At 63.9% G+C, this 25,228-nt stretch carries 28 protein-coding genes and 3 pseudogenes; 20 read left to right on the top strand and 11 right to left on the bottom strand.

Annotation, left to right across the window (positions count from 1 at the left end; genetic code table 11):
- Positions 1-140 precede the first annotated feature (140 nt).
- The 3 genes from ABLE93_RS25390 to ABLE93_RS25380 all read left to right on the top strand — a co-directional run bounded on the left by ABLE93_RS25390 (position 141) and on the right by ABLE93_RS25380 (position 1,951).
- Positions 141-398: a type II toxin-antitoxin system VapB family antitoxin gene (locus tag ABLE93_RS25390; RefSeq protein ID WP_011992919.1), complete on the top strand. Its 258-nt coding sequence runs from the start codon at positions 141-143 to the stop codon at positions 396-398.
- Positions 398-784 carry a type II toxin-antitoxin system VapC family toxin gene (locus tag ABLE93_RS25385; RefSeq protein ID WP_167095278.1) on the top strand — a complete coding sequence of 129 codons (387 nt, stop codon included), beginning with the start codon at positions 398-400 and terminating at the stop codon, positions 782-784. The genes ABLE93_RS25390 and ABLE93_RS25385 overlap by 1 nt, the downstream gene beginning before the upstream one ends.
- Positions 785-1,018: 234 nt before the next feature.
- Positions 1,019-1,951, top strand: a complete 933-nt coding sequence (locus ABLE93_RS25380; protein ID WP_348842470.1) for a recombinase family protein — start codon at positions 1,019-1,021, stop codon at positions 1,949-1,951.
- 922 nt (positions 1,952-2,873) lie between these two features.
- Here the strand turns inward: ABLE93_RS25380 and ABLE93_RS27115 are convergent.
- Together ABLE93_RS27115 and ABLE93_RS25370 are read right to left on the bottom strand one after the other, a co-directional pair.
- Positions 2,874-3,239, bottom strand: a pseudogene (locus tag ABLE93_RS27115) (TniQ family protein); the annotation flags it as partial.
- Positions 3,236-3,577 carry a hypothetical protein gene (locus ABLE93_RS25370; RefSeq protein WP_348842468.1) on the bottom strand — a complete coding sequence of 114 codons (342 nt, stop codon included), beginning with the start codon at positions 3,575-3,577 and terminating at the stop codon, positions 3,236-3,238. The pseudogene ABLE93_RS27115 and the gene ABLE93_RS25370, both read right to left, overlap by 4 nt.
- A 123-nt stretch (positions 3,578-3,700) precedes the next feature.
- On the opposite strand from ABLE93_RS25370, the gene ABLE93_RS25365 reads away from it, so the two are divergent.
- From ABLE93_RS25365 to ABLE93_RS25355, 3 genes are read left to right on the top strand one after another with little or no spacing between them, the layout of a single operon-like run.
- Positions 3,701-3,943, top strand: coding sequence for a type II toxin-antitoxin system VapB family antitoxin (locus ABLE93_RS25365; protein WP_041577992.1), 243 nt, complete (start codon positions 3,701-3,703; stop codon positions 3,941-3,943).
- Complete coding sequence (locus tag ABLE93_RS25360) at positions 3,943-4,341, top strand: type II toxin-antitoxin system VapC family toxin (RefSeq protein WP_041577981.1); 399 nt, start codon at positions 3,943-3,945, stop codon at positions 4,339-4,341. Before ABLE93_RS25365 ends, ABLE93_RS25360 begins: the two co-directional genes overlap by 1 nt.
- Complete coding sequence (locus ABLE93_RS25355; protein ID WP_011992914.1) at positions 4,341-5,432, top strand: site-specific integrase; 1,092 nt, start codon at positions 4,341-4,343, stop codon at positions 5,430-5,432. The genes ABLE93_RS25360 and ABLE93_RS25355 overlap by 1 nt, the downstream gene beginning before the upstream one ends.
- A gap of 62 nt (positions 5,433-5,494) precedes the next feature.
- On the opposite strand, the gene repC is transcribed toward ABLE93_RS25355, so the two are convergent.
- From repC to ABLE93_RS25335, 4 genes are all read right to left on the bottom strand, one after another.
- Positions 5,495-6,766, bottom strand: coding sequence for a plasmid replication protein RepC (gene repC, locus ABLE93_RS25350; protein WP_011992913.1), 1,272 nt, complete (start codon positions 6,764-6,766; stop codon positions 5,495-5,497).
- Between the two features lie 180 nt (positions 6,767-6,946).
- On the bottom strand, positions 6,947-7,954 hold the full coding sequence (gene repB, locus ABLE93_RS25345; protein ID WP_011992912.1) for a plasmid partitioning protein RepB: 1,008 nt from the start codon (positions 7,952-7,954) through the stop codon (positions 6,947-6,949).
- The gene (gene repA / locus ABLE93_RS25340; protein WP_011992911.1) at positions 7,951-9,114 is read right to left on the bottom strand and encodes a plasmid partitioning protein RepA; all 1,164 of its coding nucleotides are present in this window, start codon (positions 9,112-9,114) and stop codon (positions 7,951-7,953) included. The genes repB and repA overlap by 4 nt, the downstream gene beginning before the upstream one ends.
- A gap of 540 nt (positions 9,115-9,654) precedes the next feature.
- The gene (locus ABLE93_RS25335; RefSeq protein ID WP_011993196.1) at positions 9,655-9,825 is read right to left on the bottom strand and encodes a hypothetical protein; all 171 of its coding nucleotides are present in this window, start codon (positions 9,823-9,825) and stop codon (positions 9,655-9,657) included.
- A 232-nt stretch (positions 9,826-10,057) separates the two neighbouring features.
- Between ABLE93_RS25335 and ABLE93_RS25330 the strand changes: the two genes are divergently transcribed.
- The gene (locus ABLE93_RS25330) at positions 10,058-11,257 is read left to right on the top strand and encodes an IS256 family transposase (protein WP_348842467.1); all 1,200 of its coding nucleotides are present in this window, start codon (positions 10,058-10,060) and stop codon (positions 11,255-11,257) included.
- Positions 11,258-12,252: 995 nt separating this feature from the next.
- Here ABLE93_RS25330 and ABLE93_RS25320 read toward each other — a convergent pair.
- Together ABLE93_RS25320 and ABLE93_RS25315 are read right to left on the bottom strand one after the other, a co-directional pair.
- The gene (locus ABLE93_RS25320; protein WP_348842466.1) at positions 12,253-12,531 is read right to left on the bottom strand and encodes a type II toxin-antitoxin system prevent-host-death family antitoxin; all 279 of its coding nucleotides are present in this window, start codon (positions 12,529-12,531) and stop codon (positions 12,253-12,255) included.
- Positions 12,532-12,849: 318 nt separating this feature from the next.
- A complete protein-coding gene (locus ABLE93_RS25315; RefSeq protein ID WP_011993192.1) occupies positions 12,850-13,203 on the bottom strand; it encodes a MarR family transcriptional regulator in 354 nt (117 codons plus the stop codon).
- A gap of 89 nt (positions 13,204-13,292) precedes the next feature.
- Between ABLE93_RS25315 and ABLE93_RS27110 the strand changes: the two genes are divergently transcribed.
- From ABLE93_RS27110 to virB11, 13 genes are read left to right on the top strand one after another with little or no spacing between them, the layout of a single operon-like run.
- Positions 13,293-13,814 (top strand): hypothetical protein, encoded by a 522-nt coding sequence (locus ABLE93_RS27110; protein WP_394030937.1) that lies wholly within the window; start codon positions 13,293-13,295, stop codon positions 13,812-13,814.
- A gap of 3 nt (positions 13,815-13,817) precedes the next feature.
- The gene (locus ABLE93_RS25310) at positions 13,818-14,480 is read left to right on the top strand and encodes a lytic transglycosylase domain-containing protein (RefSeq protein WP_348842464.1); all 663 of its coding nucleotides are present in this window, start codon (positions 13,818-13,820) and stop codon (positions 14,478-14,480) included.
- Positions 14,481-14,485: 5 nt separating this feature from the next.
- Positions 14,486-14,788, top strand: coding sequence for a TrbC/VirB2 family protein (locus ABLE93_RS25305; RefSeq protein ID WP_011993189.1), 303 nt, complete (start codon positions 14,486-14,488; stop codon positions 14,786-14,788).
- A 5-nt stretch (positions 14,789-14,793) separates the two neighbouring features.
- On the top strand, positions 14,794-15,132 hold the full coding sequence (locus tag ABLE93_RS25300) for a VirB3 family type IV secretion system protein (protein ID WP_348842463.1): 339 nt from the start codon (positions 14,794-14,796) through the stop codon (positions 15,130-15,132).
- Positions 15,125-17,491 (top strand): VirB4 family type IV secretion/conjugal transfer ATPase, encoded by a 2,367-nt coding sequence (locus ABLE93_RS25295; protein ID WP_348842461.1) that lies wholly within the window; start codon positions 15,125-15,127, stop codon positions 17,489-17,491. Before ABLE93_RS25300 ends, ABLE93_RS25295 begins: the two co-directional genes overlap by 8 nt.
- Positions 17,491-18,186 (top strand): P-type DNA transfer protein VirB5, encoded by a 696-nt coding sequence (gene virB5, locus ABLE93_RS25290; protein ID WP_011993186.1) that lies wholly within the window; start codon positions 17,491-17,493, stop codon positions 18,184-18,186. Before ABLE93_RS25295 ends, virB5 begins: the two co-directional genes overlap by 1 nt.
- Complete coding sequence (locus tag ABLE93_RS25285; protein ID WP_011993185.1) at positions 18,183-18,416, top strand: EexN family lipoprotein; 234 nt, start codon at positions 18,183-18,185, stop codon at positions 18,414-18,416. Before virB5 ends, ABLE93_RS25285 begins: the two co-directional genes overlap by 4 nt.
- 3 nt (positions 18,417-18,419) lie before the next feature.
- Positions 18,420-19,352 carry a TrbL/VirB6 family protein gene (locus ABLE93_RS25280; protein ID WP_011993184.1) on the top strand — a complete coding sequence of 311 codons (933 nt, stop codon included), beginning with the start codon at positions 18,420-18,422 and terminating at the stop codon, positions 19,350-19,352.
- A 40-nt stretch (positions 19,353-19,392) separates the two neighbouring features.
- The gene (locus ABLE93_RS25275) at positions 19,393-19,674 is read left to right on the top strand and encodes a hypothetical protein (protein WP_011993183.1); all 282 of its coding nucleotides are present in this window, start codon (positions 19,393-19,395) and stop codon (positions 19,672-19,674) included.
- Positions 19,674-20,345 carry a VirB8 family type IV secretion system protein gene (locus tag ABLE93_RS25270; protein WP_011993182.1) on the top strand — a complete coding sequence of 224 codons (672 nt, stop codon included), beginning with the start codon at positions 19,674-19,676 and terminating at the stop codon, positions 20,343-20,345. Before ABLE93_RS25275 ends, ABLE93_RS25270 begins: the two co-directional genes overlap by 1 nt.
- Positions 20,342-21,202 carry a P-type conjugative transfer protein VirB9 gene (gene virB9, locus ABLE93_RS25265; protein WP_348842459.1) on the top strand — a complete coding sequence of 287 codons (861 nt, stop codon included), beginning with the start codon at positions 20,342-20,344 and terminating at the stop codon, positions 21,200-21,202. The genes ABLE93_RS25270 and virB9 overlap by 4 nt, the downstream gene beginning before the upstream one ends.
- A gap of 9 nt (positions 21,203-21,211) precedes the next feature.
- On the top strand, positions 21,212-22,372 hold the full coding sequence (gene virB10, locus ABLE93_RS25260; protein ID WP_348842458.1) for a type IV secretion system protein VirB10: 1,161 nt from the start codon (positions 21,212-21,214) through the stop codon (positions 22,370-22,372).
- Between the two features lie 14 nt (positions 22,373-22,386).
- Positions 22,387-23,400, top strand: a complete 1,014-nt coding sequence (gene virB11, locus ABLE93_RS25255; protein WP_348842457.1) for a P-type DNA transfer ATPase VirB11 — start codon at positions 22,387-22,389, stop codon at positions 23,398-23,400.
- Between the two features lie 314 nt (positions 23,401-23,714).
- Here the strand turns inward: virB11 and ABLE93_RS25250 are convergent.
- The 3 genes and pseudogenes from ABLE93_RS25250 to ABLE93_RS25240 form a co-directional block, all read right to left on the bottom strand.
- A pseudogene (locus ABLE93_RS25250) lies at positions 23,715-24,341 on the bottom strand (chromate transporter); the annotation flags it as partial.
- Between the two features lie 34 nt (positions 24,342-24,375).
- Positions 24,376-24,702, bottom strand: a pseudogene (locus ABLE93_RS25245) (IS5 family transposase); the annotation flags it as partial.
- A 228-nt stretch (positions 24,703-24,930) separates the two neighbouring features.
- Positions 24,931-25,228: AI-2E family transporter (locus ABLE93_RS25240; protein ID WP_348842456.1), on the bottom strand; the 298-nt coding region annotated here is incomplete at its 5' end.

Raw genomic sequence — 25,228 nt, 5'->3', positions numbered from 1 at the left:
GGTCTCACAACTACCGACTCAATACCGTCGCCAGTCTCAATTACCTTGAATCGGTCTCATAATGACGACACGGCCAAGGCATTGAAATTGCGCAGGCGCCAGTCTCATCAACCCCGGTAGTCCGACACGGAACCCTTCCCATGTCTCTGAACATCAAAAATCCGGCGACCGTCGCCCTTGCCGACGAGCTCGCCCGCCGCCAGGGCGTCACCAAGACTGCCGCCATTCACCAGGCCCTGAGCGAACGCCTGCACCGCATGGGCTATGGAGATACCGCTCAAGCACGTCTTCTCGGCGAGCTGCGTGCAATCCGCGAGCGGGTGGCGCGGTTACCTGAGCTCGACACCAGGAGTGACGAGGAGATCGTTGGCTTCGACGAGCACGGAATCCCAAACTGATGGTGATCGATACCTCTGCCATTGTTGCGATCCTGCGCAATGAGCCTGAAGCCGATGCGCTCGAGCGATTGATCGTCGGCGCCCCTGTTCGCCTCGTCCCCGCTACATGCGTGTTTGAGGCCCGAATGGTTCTGGTCAGCCGGCGCGGCGAGCACGCGCTCGCCGAGATCGACCTGTGGCTCACCAAAATTGGGGCCGACATCATTCCGGTCGACGCGGAGCTGGCGGACCTGGCAACGCAGGCCTGGCTTGCTTATGGTAAGGGGCGCCACCCGGCCGCACTGAATTTCGCCGATTGCTTTTCCTATGCCCTGTCGAAGCGCTCCAACGAGCGCCTACTCTTTATCGGCAACGATTTTTCCAAAACCGACATCCTTGCGGCCTAACCATCCCACCTCACGCGCCTCCAAGGTCCCTGAAAGCGCCCCTTTTCCGCACAGAAGGCCGTAGGCGAGCGTTTTGACGTTAGATGACCCTTGGGTCCATCTGAAACCCACCGGCCGCCTTCACGGTCCTCTGACGCGATCGATAAAACACGCCTGCAAAGGTTCGTTTGCTCAAATCTGTATTGATTGTACAAAGGCCTGAATCGCCCCCAAGACTCGCCCCCTGGAAACCCCATGGCCCGCCCCGTCCTCTCCTCGCCCCGGCCGGCCCGCCGCCTGATCGGCTATGCCCGGGTCTCGACCGACGAGCAGGCGACCGATGCGCAGGTCGACGAGCTCCGTGCGGCCGGCTGCCAGATCATCCGCCAGGAGCACGGCTCCGGGGCCTCGCGGGCCCGGCCGGTGCTGGCCAGGCTGATGCGCGAGATCGGGCCCAGTGACGTCCTGGTGGTGGTGCGGCTCGACCGCCTCGCCCGCTCGGTCAACCACCTGCTCGCGGTGATCGAGGACTTGGAGGGACGTCAGGCCCACTTCCGCTCGCTACGCGACCCGATCGACACCTCGACGCCACAAGGCATGTTCTCGCTGCAGGTGCTCGGCGCCGTCGCCCAGCTCGAGCGCGCCCTGATCGCCGAGCGCACCAAAGCCGGCATGAAGGCGGCCAAGGCGCGCGGCAAGCGCGCCGGCAATCCTGGCCTGCGCGAGCGCCGGCCAGAGGCCATCCGCGCCGCCGCGGCGGCACGCCAGAAGGTCTATGTGGGCGACCTGATCGCCTCGGCCTCGACCTGGCTGCCGATCGTGCGGCGCATGCGGCCGCAGCACAGCTGGGACGACGTCGTGCGGGTGCTGAACCATGGTGGCCAGACCTGGACCATCGAGAAGCTGCGGCGCGCCGTGCATCGGCTGGTGCAGGAGCGGATGGCGGAGGCGGAACTGCTCCAGCGCTCGCCCCGGCGCCCGCCCGAGGACCGGCTGATGACGCTGGTCGCCGGCATCGCCATCGCCGACCCGGATCTCAGCCTGCGCGACATCGCCGCCCAGCTCGAGCGGATGCGCGAGCGCACGCCCCGTGGCGGGCGGCAGTGGGCGGCCTCCTCGGTGAAGTCCCTGCTCGACCAGGCGCGCCGGCTGGGGCGCGTGGTGCCGCAGCCGCGGGACGATGCCTGAGATCGCAACGTGCCCGCTCCGCGCGCGCTGGCGCCGGCGACAAGCCCGCGGCTCCTGAGAGCCCCGCGGGCGCGGGAACCCGCGGGACTTCTGCGGCCCTGGTGGCGCTGTGCGCCGGTCCTTGGGCGGCGCCATGCCCTGCCGCCAACCGCACTGCCGACGGAGCCGGGGCATCGGCCCGAGGCCGCCGGGCCAGGGCCTTGTTGGACAGGGTGTTGAGAGTTCGGCGCTGCGGGCGCGGATCCTGCCCCTGAGCGGCACGCCATTCCGCACGGGCCAGGATGGACCGGGCAAGCGCCAGATCGTCCGCATCCGATCGGCCCGGGGTTTTCGCACACGAGGAAGCCGCCATCGGCGCGGGTCGCTCCTTCACCCGCGGGCGCGGCTCCTCGGTCCAGGCCACCATCTGGTCCAGTGTGAAGGCCGGGCGGCCCCTCATCGAGGAGCGGCCGAGGTCCAGCAACGCCACGACGCCCAGAAGCGTCACCATGCGCCAGCCGATCGGCGCCGTTGCCAGAGGCTCGGCGGGATCGACCCGCGCCTGTGCCGTCGGCGTCAGACGAAGATCCGGAACGACATCGGCCACGAATGGTGTGCGACGCCCGGTGCGCGGGCGAGGCGGCTTCCACAGCAGCCGAGCGACATGGATCATCCGATCCCGGACCGCAGACTGATCGTCGATCGTTGCCGCCACCAGCGCCGACACGGTGGCAAAGAGCCCTGTGGAGCCGGCGCGGCGCCCCTGGGGTGCCGCTCGTGCAAGCCTGCCGCATCGGACACAGGCCAGCCGAGCTGCTGCCTCATGAACAACGAAGCGGAAACCGGAATCATCGAAACAGTGCGGACAGGCTTCATCGAGAATACGATGATGGCGGTCGCAGACCACGGTCTCCACCAGCGCCCACGACCGGCGGATATGATGGTCGCGGCAGGCGGCGGCATCGTCATCAAGACAGGCCAAACAGACCGGCCGCTGGAAAGCGCCGGGCACCCTCCCCTCCCCCCAGACATACCAGCTGCGCGACCGTGGCCGCGAGGAGAGCGTGAGGGCCTGCACGCGCTCTTCCGAAAATCGGCACGACGCCGCCCAAGCCTGCACCATCTCGGCCGAGGGTGCGAAGTCCCGCTCGGTGAATCCGGCACAGCGGTCGTCTCGGAGGACGCCAAGCCACCTCGAAAGGTCGTCGTGGATGAGGTCATAGCGGCATGCGACGCGACCTTGCCAAGACGACAGCAGCTCATCGCCTTCGGGCCGGGGCGCGAGGGGAAGCTCGCGCCGCACTGTCATCGACCGGCGCGCGGCTGAAGGCGCGCCTCGACCTTGCGCGTCATCGCGACGAGTGGCAGCACCAGTTCCTCGGTCTGGAAGCTGTCCATGGTGATGCATTCTGCGCCGGAGCGGATCGCCTCGACTGCAACCGTCTCGATCAGGCGGAAGATCCGCACCGTGACGCCATCGGTGAGATCGAGCACCCGCGTACGGATCGCCGGTGCCGCGAGATTCGAGGGTTGCCGCAGCGGCAGGATCGTCGCCAGGCTCGCCAGCAACTGCGCGAGGCGTGCATCGTTCTTCCAGTGCTGCAGGTGGAAGGCTTCGAACCGCTCTGCCAGCTGCGGATCGGTCAACAGCGCCTGGCGCGCGAGGTCTGTCCCCGCGGCGGACTTCGAGCTGGCAAACCCGGGTCAGGGCGCGTATGGATGACTTCATCCATACATCATGATAAGAACGTCCATACAGAGGAGCCCGCGATGCGAACGCTGCAGATCCGTGATGAACGCGCCCGCGTGCTGGCCGAGCAGCTGGCGGCACGGCGCAAGGTTACGATGACCGAAGCCGTGATCCAAGCCCTGGAGGGCGAGCTGACACGCGAGAAGGACAAGGAGCCGCTGGCCAGCCGTCTCAAGCAGATCGCCACGGCGCTGGCGGCCGAAGCACAGCCCGGCGGCCGGGAGATGACCAAAGACGAGGTCGATGAGATGTGGGGCCACTGATGTTCGTCGACACCTCGGTCATCGTCTCAATCCTCGCCGACGAGCCGGACGCCGTCGTCTTCGCCAACAAGCTCACCGACGCGCCGCGCCGCTACACCTCGGGTCTGGTCATCCTGGAAGCGGCGATGCGTCTGTCGACACTGCTCAAGGTCGACCCCGTCGACGTCGAGGTGCGCATCCAGCAGGTCCTGGAGGAGGCGCGGATCTCCGTAATTCCCATCAACGCCAGCATCGCCAAGCGCGCCGTCGCCGCTTTCGCGACCTTCGGCAAGGGCCGCGGCCATCCGGCCCAGCTCAACCTCGCCGACTGCATGTCGTATGCCTGCGCGCGGGCGTACCGGGTGCCGCTGCTGTTCAAGGGCAATGACTTCTCACAAACCGACATCGAGGTCGCGTGATGGTGGCGAGCAGCGACCCCGCTCCTGACCAGCTCGGCGATGAGGACGGCCCTCCGGATCCGGCTACGGCATTGGTAGCATCGCAGGCCCCCTCCCCTGCCCTTCCGGCGCATCTCGAACGCCTCGCAGACCGCGCACGGGACTACGTCGAGGCCGCAAGCTCGGCCAACACGCGTCGCGCCTATGCTTCCGACTGGAAGCACTTTTCCGCCTGGTGCCGGCGGCAGGGCCTTGAGCCCCTCCCCCCTGCCCCGGAGGTGGTCGGGCTCTACATCACGGCCTGCGCGTCGGGCGCCGCCATTCCGGGTGGCGAGCCAAATGCGGTCACGACCATCGAGCGCCGGCTGTCCGCCATCTCCTGGAACTATACCCAGCGCGGCGCGGTGCTGGATCGGAGCGATCGGCATATCGCCACCGTGCTGACGGGCATCCGCAACACCCACGCCGCCCCGCCCCGGCAGAAGGAAGCGGTCCTGCCCGAGGATGTCATCGCCATGCTGGAGACGCTCGACCGCGGCGCGCTGCGCGGCCTGCGGGATCGCGCCATGCTGCTCCTTGGCTTCGCCGGCGGCTTGCGCCGCTCCGAGATCGTCGGCCTCGACGTCGCCCGGGACCAGACCGAGGACGGCCGCGGTTGGGTGGAGATCCTCGACAAGGGGATGATCGTGACGCTCCGCGGCAAGACCGGCTGGCGGGAGGTCGAGGTCGGGCGTGGATCGTCCGATGCCACCTGCCCCGTGGTGGCGCTGGAAACCTGGCTCAAGCTGGCGAAGATCGGCCACGGACCCCTGTTCCGGCGCGTGACGCGGCAAGGCAAGGACGTTGGCCCCGACCGCCTGACCGACCGCGAGGTAGCACGCCTCGTCAAGCGCACGGCGCTCGCCGCCGGTGTCCGCGGCGATCTCACCGAGGGCGAACGGGAGAAAAAATTCGCCGGCCATTCGCTGCGCGCCGGGCTCGCCTCTTCCGCCGAGGTCGACGAGCGGCACGTCCAGAGGCAGCTCGGCCATGCCAGCGCGGAAATGACCCGCCGCTATCAGCGCCGACGGGATCGGTTCAGGGTCAACCTGACCAAGGCGGCCGGTCTCTAGTCTCGAGCCAAGCAACCAGGCGGGCCCTTCCAGCACCCCCCGTTCGGGGTCACGCGTGCTCATCACCGATTGCCCACCGGATCAGTCCCGTCAGCCGACGACGAGCGGCCATGCACACCCCCTGCCCCGTCACGCTGTTGCTCGAGCTTCGCCCGCAGAAGCGCCATCACCATTGGCCAAGTCGAGAATTTGCTCTCCTGCGCTCGTTGCGTCAGGCTGCGTAGATAGCCCCCGGGGCACGAAATGTGCTCCGTCCGCTGCAGGATCGCAGCGATGACCGTGGCCGCTTGGCCTTCTCCCATCGCGGTACAGGCGTCCTGGTAGGCACTGGGGCTGATCCCGAGATAGGCCCGGGCCAGCTGCGCGGTCGCGAGCAGATCACGCCACGTTCGAATTTCTCCCCCTGCTGCAAGGCCCCGGATTTCGGGACAGGCATCAAGGATGATGTTCAGAGGAAGCTCCCGCTGCGGGAGCGTGCGGACGTTATTAGAACCAGACGCTTCGCCTTCTTCTTTTTTCGCATGGCTTTGTTCAGATTCAGTTTTAGAGTCTGGATTTGAATTCTGTTTGTGGCGCTCATTGTGAGACTCATTGGCGTTTGAATTTTGTGATTTTATGAAGTCCTCCAGCGTTTTATGCACAAGGGCACGAAGCTCGCTGAGCTCGGTCAGAATAATCTCCACCGTTACCTTCGACGCTGACCTCGGGAGACGGTCCATGAGGTCCTGGTAAGCCATGCGATATCCTCGCCAGTCACCAGGAACCCCTTCTTCGATGCCGGCAGCGATCATCTTCACGACATCCCGCCGTGCGATCGTCAGCCGTTCGCGCAGAACCCGGAGGGCCTTTTTCTCCGCCTGCGTGGTCTCCGCGAGTCTTTTGAACTCATCCGCCCGGGCCACAATGGGCGCCAGGTCAAAGCCGTAAGCCTGCTCGATCTCACCTGCCGGCCCTTTGCGCGCGAACCGCTTGCCGTTCGGGCTGTCTCTGCGGATTATCAGGCCACAATGCACGAGCACTGCGATGTGCCTGCGGAGCGTCGCCGGCGACATGCCGTTCGCCCGGTCACTGAGCTGTGCATTGGACGGGAAGACGACGAGGTCGCCATCCGCGCACATCGTCGTCTCCTGGTGGAACGACAGCAACGCGCTGAGGATCGCGAGCGCGCGGTCGGTCGCGCCGATCGCTTCCCTGGCCTCCCGGATATGTTGGAAGACCTTCCATTTATGAACCACCACATCGGACGCGACGGCCTGAGCTGTCACTTGGCTAGCCAACAGGCCAAGTGACATCGACCGCCGCCCGAAGGGCGTCGTGGGCATATGGGTATGCATTTCCTTTTACCTATGTTGAGGCAAAAGAAACCTGCTCGCCGAAACAGCGCATCCCACGATGGGACTCTTGACTGCGATTCGCGGAAGTGCGATTCTCTGCTTGCTTAAGGACTGAGAAGGGCTTCCGGGACGTTGTTTCGGGGGCCTTTTTCTTTTGCGGCCTAAGGGGTTAGCGGCTGTTTAGATGGGCGCCTCCTTGTTCTCCTCGAATTGTTGGTAGAGCTCCAGCAGCTTCGCCGCGATGAACTCTCCAAACTCACGTGAACCATCGGCGTCGACGATGATGGTGACCGTGTCACCCCCTCGTTCGACTGTCGCGATCTTGTTGCCGGCATCTGTCTTTACCGCGACCTTCCGCGGCTTAGCGGCTCCCCTATTGGGCGCAATGGCATTGAACAGACGCACGAACCTCTGGTCGGTATCAGCCTGCTGAAATTTCGGGTCGGCTAGCACTTCGTCCAGCCGCGACATGTCTGGGAGTTCCGACAGACGCTCGGCGAGCGCTGTCCATCTTGGACGGCCTGCTTTTGGAGCGGGCCCGATTGCGTGAACAACACTCTTCGGAACCGACTTCGCCAATGCCAGAAGGCGCGACAGCTGTGTCTTCTCCATGCTCAGCGCCGACATGATCACGGCGCGATCGAAACCCTGATCTTCGAGTGTCATGGCAAACAGACCTCGCTCGATGTAGCTGAGGTCCTTGCGGGCGGAGTTCTCCTGGCCTTGGATGACAACGAGCTCTTCGTCGGTCAAGTCCTGGACCACCGCGCGCACTGGCCGTCCGAGCTTGGCGAGGATTTTTGCGCGTCGGTGGCCATAGGCGATCTGATAGTAATCTGGCCTATCAGGATGTGGCCGGACGAGAATTGGACTCTTCTGGCCGGACTCCTTGATGGCATTGAAGAGCGTCTCGTATTCGGTGCCCTCGTCGTCGAGACGGTCTTGCGCGAAGGATCCCAGGAGCTTCTCGGCCGGAATGTCTACGACGGCGGCGCCAGACGCCACGAGCGCTCTTGCACGCTCAGCGGCGGTCGCTATTTGTCCAAGCGAACGACCCATAGCACCGACAGCGCCTGACCTCACATGCGCCACTGGCGTCGGCGCGGCCAATTCTAACGACGAGTTGCCACCTGGCAACTCGTCTGTTCTGCGGGTCAGCATAGCCTTCAGCGTGTCCTTCCGGCTCATGTCTCGCGTCCCCACGCTAGTTTCATCAGATTCTCGATCTCGCCATTAACGCCGTCGAGCGATTCCATTGCGCGATCGTAAGTTTGCTTCCCAAAATTCTCCCGCCCGACTTCATAGAGCGTTTGCTTTGAGAGCCCGGCATCTGAGATCGCTGTCGACTTGACCATCGTGCTGTTGAGCACGCGCTCCCTGAAAAGCGACCGCATGAAAGCGACCATCTGCGTCTGGGGCGCGTCTGCGGGCTCAAACCGCGTGACGACATATCGAATGAAATCGTAATCAAGATCCCCCCCGGACTCCTGCACCACACCCAGGATATCAGACGCCATCAGTAAGAACTGGCACATCGACATCACGTCGAGCATCTGAGGATGCACGGTGATCAGAAGACCTGTCGCAGCGCATAACGCGCCGAGCGTTAGAAAACCGAGCTGAGGAGGACAATCCAGGATCATCACGTCATAGCCATCCGCGACTGTTCCAAGCGCCGTAGCAACCCGGCCAAAGAATGGTTCCGCGTCACGCTCGGCTAACGCCCGCGGCGTATCGTGCTCATACTCCATCAGCTCAAGATTGGCTGGGATCAGATCAAGGCCTGCGAAATAGGTCTTGCGAATGACGTCCTTTAGCGGGCGACGATTTTCATCGTATCGCACCGCCGCGTACATCGTCTCGTTCGGCTGGATATCATACTCAGGCTGATAGCCATGAAGTGCTGTCAGCGACGCCTGGGGATCGAGATCGACTGCCAGGACCCGGTATCCGTGAAGGGCGAGATACTGCGCCAGATGCGCGGCGGTCGTGGTCTTTCCGCTACCGCCTTTGAAATTCACGACCGCCATCACTTGGCAGTGCTCCGCTTCACGGCGATGCGGTACGTACTTCTTTCCCTTCGACCCCTCCTCTAGCGTGACGCGTAACTCATTGATTTGCTCGAGTGTATAGGACCGACGCCCTCCGGCCCCGAGCGACGGCTGGGGGCCCTTACCACCCAGCGACAGCTGCCGCAGATAGGCGTCGGCAATTCCAATGAGCTTCGCAGCCTCTACCGAGGAAAATGATCGAAGGGATTTCTTTGAAACCGGCGGGAAAAGAGCCTCGCGCATAGCGAGCAGTTCCGCTGACAGCGCGGCGCCGTCGCCGGCGATGACATCCGTCATCAGCGGCTTAGCCCCCGATGTAAGAGTCTTTGAGCTACGTGCTTTCTGCATAACTACGATGCCCATTCCAACTACGGCATTTGATCGTAGGCAGAATGAGGCCGAGTCGGGCTTATTGGCAAGGATTTTAACGTTAACGCCGGTTTACCGCTATGGCATTCAGGGTGAGTTGCCAGGTGGCAACTCAATCTCCAATCGGACCCTGCGCTACGCATTGGCCATTTCTCTTCGCTCTGCGCCGAACCCCTCGGCGGCCAATCGATGAGCCACTAGCGCTGATACGGCCTTCCTGTCAGCTCCTGCAAGGTCGTGTGTTTCATGAGCCCCGCCTGCGCGGCCCGCCTCACGCACGAGGGCAGATAAAAGCGCCGCAGGAATCGAGGCGAAGCAGATGCGGCCTCTTTGACAGGACGGGAGGGCTCTTGGCTCTAAGAGCAATCCGCTCCAATCATTCGAGCGGTCGGCACGTCCCCGCACCTTGGACAACGGCATGTTCTGAGAGATTAGAAGCTGTACGTTCGATCCGCCCAGTGCATAAACTCACCGGCATCGCAATCTGACGGACGCCCCCGCTTGAACCTTCAAGCCTTGCGCTATGGCCTGACCCACATCGGAATCGCCCCAATTGCCGTGAGTCATCAGGAAGAACCGCCCGAACGGAAGCCCGACTTCGCGGTCGATCGCCTTGATGCAGTCCATCAGGATGTGCACGGATGTGCCCTCCGTCGCGGTCAGGCGCTCGCGCGGCTCGCGGAGCGCCCTCGGAATGAAACCGATCTAGCGTTACGCCAGATACTCGTAATCATGCACGTCCAACGCCCAGCGGGCGAATACGCGCGACGTCGGGTCGTGTCCCTGGACGTGGTGTAGCTTGCCGGCGGTGGTCATCCGCGATCTTCGGTAGGGTCGGGTTTGCAGACGCAACCTGAACCAAGGACCGAAGATGACCGACGAGATGATGGCCCTGCGCGGGCTGATGGAAAAGAGCCCCGACGCCGATTTGCTGCGCGAGATGATCGGCTTCGCGGCGACGCGGCTGATGGAGCTGGAGGTGGGCGGGCTGACCGGGGCGGCGCACGGTGAGAAGAGCCCCGAGCGGCTGGCCCAGCGCAACGGCTACCGCGACCGTGACTGGGAGACGCGGGCCGGGACGGTGGAGCTGCGCATTCCCCGCCTGCGCAAGGCCAGCTACTTCCCCGGCTTCCTGGAGCCCCGTCGGTTGGCTGAAAAGGCCCTGACGGCGGTGATCCAGGAGGCCTACATCCAGGGGATCTCGACCCGCTCGGTGGATGACCTGGTCAAGGCGATGGGCATGAGCGGCATCTCCAAGAGCCAGGTCTCGCGGCTCTGCGAGGAGATCGACGAGCGGGTGCACACCTTCCTGGACCGGCCGATCGAGGGCGACTGGCCCTATGTCTGGGTCGACGCCACCTATCTGAAGGTCCGCCAGAACGGCCGCATCGTCTCGGTGGCGGTGATCATCGCCGTGGGCGTCAACACCGACGGCCGGCGCGAGGTGCTGGGCATGGACATCGGCGTCTCGGAGGCGGCGACGTTCTGGATCGAGTTCCTGCGCAAGCTGACCCGGCGCGGCCTGCGCGGCGTCAAGCTGGTGATCTCCGACGCCCACGAGGGCATCAAGGCGGCCGTGTCCCGCGTGCTCAGCGCCAGCTGGCAGCGCTGCCGCGTCCACTTCATGCGCAACGCCCTGGCCCATGCCGGCAAGACCCAGCGCCGGGTGGTCTCCGCCTTCGTCGGCACGGCCTTTGCCCAGGACGACGAGACCGCCGCCAAGGCGCAATGGCGTCAGGTCGCCGACCAGTTGCGGCCGCGGGTCCCCAAGCTCGCCGGCTTCATGGACCAGGCCGAGACCGATGTACTGGCCTACATGTCCTTCCCCAAGGAGCACCGAACCAAGCTGCACTCCAACAATCCCATCGAGCGGCTCAATGGCGAGATCAAGCGCCGCACCGAGATGGTCGGCATCTTCCCGAATGAACAGGCCATAATCCGGCTGGTCGGCGCCATCCTGCTCGAACAGAATGACGAATGGGCCGTTCAGCGCTCCCTCTACATGACGGTGGAATCCGTCGCCCAGCTGAGCGATGATCCCCTCGTCAGTCTGCACATCGGGGCAGCCTGACCAATCCGGCCCCGCCGGAGAGCGCGGTGATCACGCCGCCGCAGTTACACCACGGGTTGGGACACGACCCGACGTCGCAGCGCAGGAAGCTTCCCAGTCTTCAAAGAACCACAACTCGCGTGGCCCGTGGTCGAACAAGTCCGGCATCGCCGAAAGAAAAGGCGTCTCCCGGATACCGTCGGCCCGACCTCATGGATGACACGCTGCGCCATCTCCGGGCGACGCGCCTCGCGGGTAGCGCGCTCATGGTGCGCGCGACAAATAAGGAAACTGCGGACGTGAACCACAGCGCCGCCGGCGCGGTCATGCACGCGGTAGACTCGACCTGCGATCCGGCCGGCCGGGGAGGGGGCTTCCCGCAAAATCCAGGACGGCTCGAGAAGCTCTCCCGCGTCCGATAGCGGCCAGCACGGATCACCGATCGGAGCGGCCCGCCATTCCGTCTCGCGGCCGAGCGAAATCTGCACACCATCGGCTGGCCCGGGCCCTGTCGGCGCGAACACAAACGCGCTGGTGACGCGCCATGCGGTAATCTGCAGGCGGTCTCTTTTAGACGGCGTCACAGCGCTGCGACGTCGCCACGCCCCTTGACGAGTTCGTCCGTCATCCACGATTGCAGATCGCCGATCCGAGTGCCATCCAGCTGGATGACGCTGCGGGCGGCGCGCCAATCGTCATCATCGACCTGGGCGAGACTGAACTTAAAACCCGGGAACGCCCGGGTGAGGATAAGGCCCGGCCAGCGCGATTTCGAGCGATGCGACGTCGGGTAGTCGAATAGAGGCCCTCATCTCGATTGGCCGCCATCGGTCCAGGGATTGAATATTGACACACCGAGTGATGCAAAGTCCTTCCTGCTTACGCGGGCCTCCGCCATCGAATCTCCCCGGCGATTCGGCAGTCGCAGGGTCAATAGGCAGGATGCGACCAGCAAAGCGCTCTGGAAGATCCTGTGCAAGCCAATCGGCAAGCTGAGTTGGTGTTGAGCTGAACGTTCACCGGTCGAGGTGGCGTGGCTGATCACGGACGCGCTCGAGATCGAGATCGGCGTCCCGCAGCGGTGATGCCATCAGGAATTCGACCAGCGTGCCCCTGCGCGCCGTCTTGCGGGACCATTCCTCGGCCGAGACGCCGACGGCGCTCGGCTTGCCGTGCCGCGCAATGACCTGGGGATCGCGTTGCGCCCGCTCGATGACCTCGGACAGACGTGCTTTGGCATCGGTGACTGTCCAACTCTCAGATCGATCGGCGGCGGATTTCCTCGGCGCTGCCATGACCTCCCCCATGATAAGCACAGTGGCCACAACAACCATACTTTGCAGCCACTGCCATCCATTCCTCGGGCGCCGCTCTAAGCGGGAGCGGTACGGAGAGAGAAGGAGAGGAGAGGAGAGGAGAGGAGAGGAGAGGAGAGGCGTACGAGCCCTCTTTGTCCCGATGAACCTTACCCCCCGTCCCACCAACCATTGCCTACTCGCGATTCGGCCTGATCCGAATGAAGGCTGGATGACCTCAACCGGAGGCGCCATACTATCACAGTTACGGCAGTTTGAGATGATACCGACCGTCGACCGGAATTTTGCGCCGCTCCATCAACCGCCCTGTAGGCTGCGGAGCTTCTTGAAAATATCAGGTGCAATCTTGAATTCGCGCGCCTGCCCTCGCCCCAACGAGTTTTTAACCATTGCTTCCGTCAAGATTTTACGATTGACAAGCCGATCAATCGTCTCCGTGACACCACCGCGTGTTAGCGACGTCACCTCAATTATATTGGTTAACGTCAGGCGCTGATTGCCCTGATGCATATAATAGAGGACGCTCATCATTCCAATTTGCTTCAGGCGCGACTGAGGGGTCTCATCGTCGAGCGGATTATCGAGGATCAGCCGCAGAATAAGCGCCGAGAACGAGAGGCTGCGCCATTCGGCGTCAAGTGCTCTTGGCATCTGCTTAACTGCTCTGTATATGAGAGTTAACCGGGCATGAGATTGCGGCCGACAAGCCTTTCCGGGGTCGTTTCGGGAGGGTGGAAGGCATGAATTCCCCTACTGCCAGGGCGCTTTCCTGCGCATTCGTATTGCTGTCATCCTACTGCATTTCCAGCAGTAAAGCGCGCGCGGACGATTGGGGCTGTCAGGTTCTCCTTTGCCTTTCGAACCCGGGCGGTCCCATGCAGTTCGCCGAATGCGTCCCTCCCGTTCAGAGGCTTTGGAACGAACTCGCCAGGGGACGCCCCTTTCCAACCTGCAATGGCGTCGGACTCCAGACCTCCAGGCCCGGATACGAACCGTATTCTTGCGAGACCGGCTACCGCCTGACCGCCCGGTTCGGCCCGCAAGGGCAAGAAGCGGCCTGTGTGTCGGCGACACGCCAAGTGGTCGACAGCAGCCAATGCACATCCGGCGCCGGAGCCGGCAGTGGCGCCGCACGCTGGGTGTCGGGCGGCGGACAGCACCGGTGCATGGCCTACGTGACAGCTCAGCCGAGCGCCCGAGCGCAACCTCATTTTATCGATGTAATGATCGACGGTGCGGGCACCCAGCGGGTGTGGTTCTAGCTCATGCCCGTTGCCTTCGCCGATCTCGCGCAGACCTGCGCGCCGACCGTTCAGGTCGAGACCCTCTCGGCGGTCGTGAGCCTCGAAAGCGGTTTCGCGCCATTCGCCATCCGCATCAACAGCGGCACGCCTCTGCGCGACTTGCCGAACACCAAAGCGGAGGCCATCGAGCTGGCCACCACGTTGATTGCGCAACGCCAGGATGTCGATCTCGGTCTTGGCGGCATCAATGCCGACGATCTGGGTCGTCTCGAACTCACGGTCTCCGACGCATTCGATCCCTGCCTGAACCTCAAGGCGACCGCCCGACTGCTCGACCGCTACTACCGCGTGGCGATCGGTAAAGGTGCCAGCCCCGGGCAGGCGGCCACCATGATGTTGCAAGCCTATTACGGACGCGGCGACGCCTCGGTTGGCGAGATGGTCGGCTACGACAAGCAGGTGCGTGACGAGGCAAAGCACCTCGCGCCGACGCTGGTTTCGCTGGCGATCAACCCAGCCAACACGTCCGCCTCGAAAGATCGCGTGGGGGAGGGACCCGCATCGGCGCCGCCGGCTGCCGCGTCGCCCGGCCCACGGCGCGATGCCAAGCCAGCGCCCTGGGATGTTTTTGCGACAGGGCGGACGTCCTCCGTTCTCGTCTTCCAGAACGAACAATCGGAGTGAGCCGAATGAGTGAAAAAGTGCGCGTGCGTCCAGCCCTAGCCATCATACTGATGGCTGGCGTCTTCGCGATCGGGATGGCCGAGCCGGCATTCGCCCAGGCGTCCGGCGGCATCGAGACAGTCCTTCAGAACATCGTCACCCTGCTCACGGGCAACGTCGCCAAGCTCCTCGCGACGATCGCCGTGATCGTCGTCGGCATCGCCTGGATGTTCGGCTATCTCGACCTGCGCAAGGCCGCCTATGTGGTGCTGGGCATCGGCATCATCTTCGGCGCCGCCCAGCTCGTCACGACGATCTCCGGCGGGTGACGGCCATGGCGGAGAGCGTGGCGCTTGAGGAGGACACGCTGTTCCTGGCCTGCACGCGGCCGGCCATGGTCGCCGGCGTGACGATGGAGGCCATGGGCATCAACGTCATCCTGACGACGATCCTCTATATCCTTGCGGGCTCGATCGCCTACGCCCTTGTCGGCATCGTCTTCCATCTCGTCTTCAAGACGCTGGTGAAGCATGACCACAACATGTTTCGCGTCTTGATGGCGTGGATCGAAACTCGCGGCCGGTCGCGCAACGGGGCCTTCTGGGGCGGCACCACGCTGACCCCCCTCAAGCTCGTGAGGCGCTACGACGAAAGAGACCTTGGCCTTGCCTAACGTCGCCATTCTCAAAACCCGCGAGCTCGAGCCCGAGACCTTCATCCCGTATGTCCGTCACGTGGACGAGACGACGATCGCGCTCGATTCCCGGGCGCTGATGGTCATGATCGCCCTCGACGGCATATCGTTCGAGACGGCCGATCCGCTCGAACTCAACGGCCTTCATCGCGACCTCAACACGCTCTACCGCAACCTCGCGGACGAACGCCTCGCGCTTTGGACCCACATCCTCCGTCGTCGCGACAACGACTATCCCGAGGGAGCGTTTGCCAATCCCTTCTCCGCTGCCCTGAACGCGAAATATCGCGCCCGCATGGTAGAGGAGGATCTCTTCCGCAACGACCTCTATCTGACCCTGCTGTGGTATCCGACCCGCGATCCCGCTGAGAAGATCTCGGAGCTCCTGGGCCGCCTTCGCCGGGCGCGCCGCGGGAGCGTAGAGCTCGACGAGGAGGCGCTCAAGCAGTTGCGCGACAAGGTCACCGACGTGACGGCCGGCCTCAAGCGGTTCCAGCCACGTGTTCTTTCCCTCTACGAACACGATGGTCTTCTGTTTTCCGAGCCGAGTGAGGTCCTGCACCAGATCATCGGCGGCCGGCGGGAACGAGTGCCCCTCACGGAGGGGCGGGTTTCGTCAGCGATCTATTCCGACCGCGTCATCATCGGTCGCGAGACGGTGGAGATCCGCCATGAGGCTGAGACCCGGTATGCAGGGATCTTCAGCTTCAAGGAATATCCCGCCCGGACCAGGCCCGGCATGCTCGCTGGCGTCCTCACCACGCCGTTCGAGCTCATCCTGACGCAGTCCTTCGCGTTCGCCTCAAAGGCCGATGCCCGGACCATCCTGGGACGCAAGCAGAACCAGATGGTGAGCGCCGGCGACAAGGCGAATTCGCAGGTCGATGAGCTCGATGGCGCCCTGGACGAACTGGAATCCAATCACTTCGTGCTGGGCGAGCATCACCTGACGCTGTCGGTCTGCGCCCCATCGGTGAAGGACCTCACCGACAATCTGGCGAAGGCACGCTCTCATCTGACCAACGGCGGTGCCGTCGTGGCACGCGAGGACCTTGGCCTCGAAGCCGCATGGTGGGCGCAGCTGCCTGGCAATTTCCGCTACCGGGCCCGCTCTGGTGCGATCACCTCGCGCAACTTCGCTGCGCTGTCACCCTTTCATTCCTATCCGGTGGGCAGGAAGGACGGCAACGAGTGGGGGCCGGCCGTCGCGATGCTGAAGACGGCCTCCGGCTCGCCGTTCTATTTCAACTTCCACCATGGCGATCTCGGCAACACCTTCGTGTGCGGCCCCTCTGGATCCGGCAAGACCGTTATCCTGAACTTCATGCTCTCGCAGCTCGAGAAGCACGATCCCCACATGGTGTTCTTCGACAAGGACCGTGGCGCCGATCTCTTCGTGCGGGCGGCGGGCGGCACGTATCTGCCTCTGAAGAATGGGACGCCAACCGGCTGCGCGCCGCTGAAGGGGCTTGAGCTCACGCCGGAGAACAAGGTGTTCCTGGCGCAATGGATCGCCAAGCTCGTCGGCTCAAAGTCGCGCGAGCTTTCCGTGAGTGACCTGCGCGACATCGCCGGCGCCGTCGACGGCCTCGCGGACCTCCCGGTCCAGCGGCGCACCATCGGCGCGTTGCGCACCTTCCTCAACAACACCGACCCGGAGGGCATTGCCGCCCGGCTGCGGCGTTGGGAGAGGGGAGGGCCCCTCGGCTGGGTCTTCGACAACGAGACCGACGACATTGGGATCGGCGCCAAGTTCCTTGGCTACGACATGACGGATTTCCTCGACAATGAGGAGATCCGCACGCCGCTCATGGCCTACCTGTTCCACCGGGTGGAGCAGCTGATCGACGGCCGCCGCATCATCATCGTCATCGACGAGTTCTGGAAGGCGCTGCTGGACGAGGGATTTCGCGACCTCGCCCAGAACAAGCTCAAGACCATCCGGAAGCAGGGCGGCCTCATGCTCTTCGCGACGCAGAGCCCACGCGATGCGATCGCCTCGCCGATCGCCCACACCATCATCGAGCAGTGCCCGACCCAGATCTTCATGCCGAACCCGCGTGGCAGCCACGCCGATTACGTGGACGGCTTCAAGCTCACCGAGCGGGAATATCAGCTCATCGCGCGCGAGCTGTCCCCTGAAAGCCGCCGCTTCATTGTCAAGCAGGGGCACAACAGCGTCGTCGCCGAGCTGAACCTCGCTGGCTTCGACGACGAGCTCGCCGTCCTCTCCGGCCGCACCGCCAATGTCGAGCTGGCCGACGCGATCCGTGCGGAGGTCGGCAGCGGTCAGGAGGACTGGCTCCCCCTATTCCAACAAAGAAGGAGTCCCGGCTGATGGCAAAGCGAACCATGCTGTTGGCGGCCGCAGCCGCGCTCTGCATCTTCGTGGGAGCGGCCAACGCCCAAGGCATTCCGGTGATCGACCAAGCAGCCCTCGCCAAGCAGCTGGAGAGCATCGCGCAGCTCAAGTCGCAGCTCGACACCCTGAACCAGCAGCTTCAGCAGGCACAGCAGCTTTACGGTTCGCTGAACAAGCTGACAAACATGGCCGACGTCGCGAGCGTGCTCAACGATCCCGCGATCCGCAAGGCGCTGCCCCAGGACTTCAATGCGATCGAAGGCCTGCTCCAGGGCTCCGGTTCAGGCGCCTTCGGCGAGTCCGCGTCCAAGTTCCTGCAGGACAATTCCACCTACCAGACCAGCGCCAACGATTTCTACGCGCAGGAGCTGTCTCGGATCCAGAAGAAGAACGCCGGCCAGATGAGCCTTGGCCAGCAGATCTATGATGCCGCCACCAAGCGGATCGACGGCATCGACCAGCTCCGGCAGCAGATCGCATCGGCCGGCACCTCGAAAGACGTGGCGGACCTGCAGGCGCGTCTCCAAGCCGAAGCGGCGTTCCTACAGATCGATGTGGTGCGGATGCAAGGCCTGCGCATGGTGCAGCAGGCCCAGGCCCAGGTGGACGACCAGCGCAAGGCCGAGGACTGGCGCAGGCGCATCGACACGATGAACGCGGCGCTGCCATGAAGCGGATCGCGGCGTTCCTCCTGATGCTTCCTCTTGCCGCTTGCTTCGAGCCGGGGGAGGGGACTTACACCGTCAGCGACTATCTCGCCGATGATGCCTTGCGTGCCGAGCAGCTGGCGAAGTGCCGCGAGAATCCGGGGCAGCTCGCCGCAACCCCCAACTGCGAGAATGCGACCGAAGCGGATGGCAAGGCCCGCCTTCAGCGCATGAACAAGGCGCTGGGAGGGTAGGGCATGTATCAAGTCTTCTCGTTCCTCGATAACCAGTTCAAGACGCCGCTCGAGGACTTCATCAGCTCGGGGACATCGGGGATCAGCTCCTGGGTGACGGGGCCGCTGACCATCGCGCTGACGCTTTATGTCATCCTCTACGGCTTCCTCGTCCTGCGCGGCTCGATTCCCGAGCCGATCATGGAATTCGCATTCCGGGCGATGAAGCTCGCCATCATCCTGATGCTGGTGCAGAACGCCTCGAATTATCAGACCTATGTCTCGAAGGTGTTCTTCGAGGATTTGCCCACTGAGATCTCCGGCGCCCTCAACACCGGCTCGGCGCCGAGCGCCTCCGCTTTCGATTCCCTCCTCGACAAGGGGCAAAAATCCGCCAACGACATCTGGGCGAAAGGGTCCTGGCCGGTCGACATCCTAACCGGCGCGGCAGGGCTCGTGGTCATCGTCATGACCTTCATCGTCGCGGCGATTGGCTATGTGGTGTCGCTCTATGCCCGCGTCGCGCTCGCCATCGTCCTCGCCATAGGTCCGATCTTCGTCGCGTTGGCCATGTTCCAGTCGACGCGGCGGTTCACCGAGGCGTGGATCGGCCAGATGGCAAACTTCGTCATCCTGCAGGTGCTCGTCGTCGCGGTGGGATCGCTCCTGGTGACCTGCCTCGATGCCACCTTCGCCACCATGGAATCCTATGCGGACGTGCTGATGCGTCCGATCGCGCTCGGCGCCATCGCGCTTTCCGCTCTCTACGTCTTCTACCAGCTCCCCGGCATCGCGTCCGCGCTTGCCGCAGGCGGAGCATCACTGACCTACGGCTACGGCGCCGCGCGCGACGCGCATGAAGGCACGATCGCCCGGAGCACCCGGTATGCGGCCCGCGCCGTCGGCCGGGGTGTCCGCGCGGCGGGACGTAACTTCGGATCGGGCGGGGCTGGGTGACGCCGTTTCCTGAGAATCATTTTCACAGCCGGGTGGGTGCATGTTGCGTTCGTTCCTATTGCTCTGCATGGCGTCGGCTCTCAGCGGCTGTGCCTCTTGGTCTTATCCCTTGCCCAAATGCGACGGCTACGCGCGCCGGCCGCTTAACCGCGCCATGTGGCAGTGGGAGGGGAGCAGTAACGTGAAGGCGCAGTCGGACGCTGCGCCCCTGGCGCCGAACCGCGCAACGGCATTTGCCGATGAGGCGCCGGCATCGCCAACTGGCCCGTTCGCGCATCTCGACAGCGCCGGTTCCTACCGATCTTGCGCGGGGCAGGGGTGATGGTGACGAACGAAAGCCTTAAAAGTTATTTCGAGAAAGCCCGCCGGTTCGATCAGGACCGGATGATCCGGGCGGAGCGCTCGACCCGGGTCGCCTGGTTCGTGGCGATCTGCGCCAGCATCCTGGCGGCGGCCGCGGTCTTCGCGGTTGCGGGTCTGACGCCGCTAAAGACGGTGCAGCCCTTTGTCGTCAGGGTCGACAATTCCACAGGCATCGTCGATGTGGTCTCGGCCCTGACCGCGACCGCCGGAACCTACGACGAGGCCGTCACCAAGTATTTCGCGGCGCGATACGTCCGGGCGCGGGAGGCCTATGTCTGGAGCGAGGCGGAAGAGAACTTCCGGACCGTCGCCCTTCTTTCCACCCAGGCCGAGCAGCAACGGTTCGCCGCGCTCTATCGCGGCAGCAATCCGGAATCTCCCCAGAACATCTATGTCCGCAGCGCCACTGCCCGGATCAACATCGTCTCGATCTCGCTGATCAACCCTCACGTGGTGTCGGTCCGCTACATCCGCACCGTCACGCGCGGAGAGGATGTCCGCACCACCCATTGGGTGGCAACGTTGACCTTCGCCTATGTCAACGCGCCCATGTCCGCGACGGACCGGTTGGTCAATCCGCTCGGCTTTGTCGTGAGCGAGTACCGGGCCGACCCGGAGGCCATCAATTGAAGCGCGCTGCTCTCATCTTCGTGGTGGCTTGGGCCTGCCTCGTCACCCCTGCCAATGCCCTGGAGACGCCCAGCAGCGCACCCCAGGACAACCGGGTCCGCTTCGTCGACTACGAGCCCTACAACATCACCAAGGTCGTGGGCTCGCTGCGCTCCTCGGTCCAGGTCGAGTTCGCCGAAGACGAGGAGATCGCTCATGTGGCGCTCGGCAACACAGTGGCCTGGGAGGTGGCACCCGCCGGAAACATCCTGTTCCTAAAGCCGCGCGAGAACCAGCCGGTGACGAACATCTCTGTGGTGACGACACGGCGCAATGGAGCGACCCGCAGCTATCAGATGGAGCTCACGGTGCGCGACGGCTCGGTGGCCTCGGGACAGCCCACCTACTTCTATGTGAAGTATCGATATCCCGCCGACGAGGCCGGGCGCCGGCGCCAGGAGGCAGCGGCAAGGGCTCAGGCCGCCCAGGCCGGCTATGCCGACAAGGTGCTCACCTTCCATGAGCAATATGGCCCCCGCAACTGGCGCTACTCGGCGCAGGGCTCGGCCGCGCTCGAGCCGGAGGCGGTCTACGACAATGGCAAGCTGACCACCTTCGCTTTCACCGGCAACCAGGAGATGCCGGCGATCTACACGGAGAATTCCGACGGCACGGAGAGCCTGGTCCCGAAATCGGTCGAGGGCGACCTGGTGCTCGTCCAGGCCATCAGCCGCAAGTTCATCCTGCGACGTGGCGGCGATGTGCTCTGCATCTTCAACGAAGCCTATGACCGGGTTGGGATCAACCCGGGCACCAACACGACGTCTCCCTCGGTCGAGCGGATCGTGAAACCACAATCGGCGCCGAAGGCGCAATAGGGGCGGGCGATGGCGGACGATATCGAAAGCGGCGTGCCGGGAGAGCGCGGTCAGTCCGTCACTGGACGGCGGCAAGACAACCCGCTCCTGAAACGCGGAGCGGTGGTGCTGGCCGTCATCGCATTCGTCGGCTTTGCCCTGTGGTCGATGCGAGATCGAGGACCGCGGACGGACGCTGAGAAGCCCGAGCGTGTCGTCATCCGGCAGACCTCGGCTTTTGAGCCGGCCCGCCAGCCTGCGGCCATGCCGGAGGTGAAGCTGCCGACGCCGGTCGTCACGCCGCAAGCCGCCCCAGCGGACGACCCGTTGCTCGATGCCGCCCGCCGCGCCCCGGTGATGGCGTTCGGCGCACAGCGGGGCCCACAGAACCGGCAACAAGCTTCCGGCGTTCCAGCTGACGCAAGCTCCAACTATGTGCCTCTGAATGGAGCAGGAGGCGGCTTCAATGGGCCGGGCGAGAATGAGGACCAGCGTTTCGGCCGCATGATGACGCCGACCCGCCTCGAAGGGTCACGGGCGGGCACCCTGGGCAATCGTGATTTCATCATCGCCATGGGCACGTCGATCCCGTGCGTCCTTGAGACCGCCTTGTCCTCGGATCAGCCCGGCTTCGCCAGCTGCGTCATCAATCGCGACGTGCTCTCGGACAATGGCCGTGTCGTCATGATGGAGAAGGGCACGCAGGTCGTGGGCGAGTACCGTGGTCGCCTGCGCCGCGGGCAGGCCCGCCTCTTCGTACTGTGGAATCGCGCCAAGACCCCGAAAGGCGTGATCATCACCCTCGCATCACCGGCCACCGACGCCTTGGGCCGGGCCGGCATGGACGGCTATGTCGACACTCATTGGTGGGAGCGCTTCGGCAGCGCTCTGCTGCTTTCGATTGTTGGCGACGCCGCCAACTACGCCCAGGGCCAGCTCCAGCAGGGCGACATCCAAGTCCAGAACAGCGCCAATGCCGGCCAGCAGGCGGCCGCCATCGCGGTCGAGCAGTCCATCAACATCCCGCCGACGCTGGAGAAACACCAGGGCGAGTTGGTGTCGATCTTCGTCGCCCGGGACCTGGATTTCTCTGGCGTCTACGGTCTGCGCGTCACCGAGCCGCGCAACACGATCTACGATCGCGGCGTGCTCGGCGACTTCAGCCGGCGTTCGACGCTCGTCACAAAATAGGCGAGGGGAGGGGGATGACAGAAGGAGCAGATGTCGGCGTCGTCCGCGACCTGCTTTTCCCTCTCGCGCAATTCCTCAGCGACGAGACGCTCTACGAGATCGTGATCAACCGCCCGGGCGTGGTCCTGACCGAGGGTCCCGGCGGGTGGCGCAGGCACGAAGCACCGGATCTCACGTTCGAGAAGCTGATGCGGCTCGCGCGGGCCGTGGCGAGCTATTCGCACCAGTCGATCGACGAGTCCCATCCCCTGCTCTCCGCCACCCTGCCCGATGAGCATCGCATCCAGATCGTCATTCCACCCGCCACCCCTAAAGGCACGGTGAGTATCACGCTCCGCAATCCCTCCGCGGTCGCGCTGACGCTCGACGATCTCGAAACCGCCGGCCTCTTCTCGGAAGTCAGTCCGATCCCCGACGAGCTCTCGGCAGCCGACGCCAGGCTGCTCGAGCTATACCAAGCCGGAAGCTACATGCCGTTCTTGCGGGAGGCGGTGCTCGCTCGAAAGAATATTATCATTTCGGGCGCGACGCGGTCCGGCAAGACCACGCTCTCGAAGGCGCTGATCCAACATATCCCCGAAGACGAACGGCTGATCACCATCGAGGACACGCCCGAACTCGTGATCCCGCAGGATAACCATGTGCGGCTGTTCTATTCGAAGGACGGGCAGGGGCTGGCCAAGATCGGGGCGAAGGAGCTTTTGGAGGCATCCTTGCGCATGCGTCCGGATCGCGTCCTGCTGCAGGAGCTCCGCGACGGCACCGCCTTCTATTACATCCGCAACGTGAATTCAGGACATCCCGGCTCGATCACCACCGTGCATGCCGATTCCGCCAGGTTGGCGTTCGAGCAGCTTACGCTGCTCGTGAAGGAATCTGATGGTGGGCACGACCTCGAGCGGAGCGATATCCGCGACCTGCTGAAGATCGCGATCGACGTCATCGTTCAGTGCAGGAGAGCAGGGGGGCGATTTCGTGTGTCAGAGATCTATTTCGATCCGCATCGGCACACCGGACCAGAGATGTAGCGCGAGGAGCTAATCGGAGGGTCGAATACTGTTTCATTGATCGAAGAGCTGTTCGTCACTTCGGCATGCTTTCGCGCGCTATCCGAGACACGCCATGGGCGAATCCAAGATATTCATCCAGAATTTGGCTTCCAAAATGGCAAAGCGTCGATCTTTGCACGGTTTGAGATTTGACTTCCATCCTAGGCCTACCGCTTTTTTTGGCAGCAGTGCGACGGATACCTAAATAGCAGTGTGACCGGCTCGCCTATGCCAAGTACCCCAAAGCTTAGCAGTGCCATCAAGCCTTTTAAGCCCCATCGTGAGGTGAGGCGTCAGCCTATCAGATGCCGAAGCGCCACGCCTGCCAGTGCACAACCTGCCAGGGTTGGCAACATTCCAATCTCAAACCGGAGCATAGCGACCATCGCCGCAAGGGAAAGAACAGCCGCCCGCCAATCGACGGTGTCGGGAAAAGGAAGGTCCACGCCGATGCCGAGAAACCAAACCGTTCGGACTTCGCGGAACACGACGTGGAGCGCGAACCAGAGGGCGAGATTCATGATCACGCCGACTACGGCCGCCGTGATGGCGGACAAAGCCGCCGATATGGCCCGGTTGCTGCGCAGCGCCTCGACATAGGGCGCCCCGAGGAAGGTCCAGAGGAAGCACGGCGCGAACGTCATCCAGGTGGTGAGGAGGGCGCCGAGGCATCCGGCGAGACGCGGATCGAGCGACCCCGGCGTCCGGACGGCGGCTAGGAAACCCACGAACTGGAGCACCATGATGAGGGGACCGGGGGTGGTCTCCGCGAGGCCGAGGCCGTCCACCATTTCCCGGGGGGCGAGCCAACCGAAGGTCTGCACCGCCGCCTGGGCCACGTAGGCAAGGACGGCATAGGCCCCGCCGAAGGTGACGACGGCCATGGCGCTGAAGAAGCTCCCGTTCTGCGTCCAGACGCTGGGTTCCGAGCGGCGGCGAGCGCCGAGAAGCTCCCCCCTTTTTGCCGTTCGCCCCCTGCTGGTGGACGCGGATGGTGGTGGAATCGACCATCTGGATGTCGCCGTCGTAGGCCTTCGACACCGCATCGAAGATGCGATCCCAGACGCCGATCTTCCGCCATCGCACGAAACGGTTGTAGCAGGTTGTGGAAGGCCCGTAGCGTTCGGGGATGTCGGCCCACGGCGAGCCCGTGCGAAGGCGCCAGTAGATGCCGTTCAGCACCATCCGGTCGTCCGCCCGAGCCACCCCGCGCGGCTTGTTCGGCAACAGCGGCTCAATGATGAAGTGAGGTGGTTCGATCGACACTTCATATACCGTCAATGGCCAAATTCGCCGGCGGTAATTCCATCGGCCAGGGGAGAGGTCGTTGAGAAAAAACCAAAGATACAGTTCAGGGCGACGCGTTTGCCTCGCAGGAGTGGCCATAGCCACGGAGTTTGGATAATTGGCCGCGGTCTCGGGGCTGCCATGCACGCGGGTCCTGCATGGCCCTCAACCGGGGCCCGAAGTGGGCTGGCGGTGAACGTCGAACCACGCTGTACCGCAAGCCTACGGTTCGTCATGGTTGAGAAGTGACCAGACAGCAACGAACAGAGCGACGATCAGCGGGCCGAGGACAAATCCGTTCATGCCGATCAACGAGAGCCCGCCCACCGTGGAAATGAGCACGGCGTAGTCCGGCAGCATGGTGCCCTTCCCCACCAAAGCTGGCCGCAGGAAGTTGTCCACCGTGCTGATCACCAGCGTGCCGATCGCGAGCAGGATGGCGCCCTTCAGATAGGCGCCGGTCAGCAGCAGATAGGCTGCCGCCGGCACCCAGACCAGTCCGGCGCCCACAGCGGGCAGA

The organism is Xanthobacter pollutisoli (assembly GCF_040044995.1).
In the GTDB taxonomy this organism is placed as follows: domain Bacteria; phylum Pseudomonadota; class Alphaproteobacteria; order Rhizobiales; family Xanthobacteraceae; genus Xanthobacter.
The sequence above is the reverse complement of the archived record's forward strand: the minus strand, read 5'-3'. Positions and strand labels throughout refer to the sequence as shown.